This is a genomic window from Nocardia alni (assembly GCF_019038435.1).
Classification (GTDB): domain Bacteria; phylum Actinomycetota; class Actinomycetes; order Mycobacteriales; family Mycobacteriaceae; genus Nocardia; species Nocardia alni.
In genome coordinates, this window is record NZ_JAGPOX010000400.1 from 1 (window position 1) to 397 (window position 397).

The 397-nt window shown below is 73.3% G+C and carries 1 protein-coding gene; it reads right to left on the minus strand.

The features are described 5' to 3' along the window. Positions 1 to 289: glycosyltransferase family 32 protein (locus tag JZ791_RS44515; protein WP_216904043.1), on the minus strand; the 289-nt coding region annotated here is incomplete at its 3' end. Between the last annotated feature and the right edge of the window lie 108 nt (positions 290 to 397).

Consider the following 397-nt stretch of genomic DNA (forward strand, 5'->3'; position numbering starts at 1 on the left):
GGATCACCTGCACTTCGAAGCCGGGGCAGTGGGCGCGCCAGTTGGCGACGCACTGGTCCACCATCGGGTCGGCCGCTTCCGTGTCCCAGTATGTCCAGATGCGGGGCGGAATGGGGGCGGCGGCCAGCGCTGGCGCCGCGGAGGCCGCACCGGAAGCACCAGGCTGCGCGTCGCCTTGGAACACCGCCGCCGCCGGCTCGCCGGGATAGCGGGCCGCGCCCCGTGGGCGGAAGGTGGTCAGCAGACGGTAGGCCGTGCGCAGTGCGCGGGCGGAGATGCGGAGCGTCATGGAAGGAAGGGCCTCACGGACTGCGCGGGGGCGCGACGGTCGGCATTCTGGCACCGCCGCGCTGCGTTACGATCGGCCGCCGCCGCGTCCCGCCCCAAAGAAATGTCC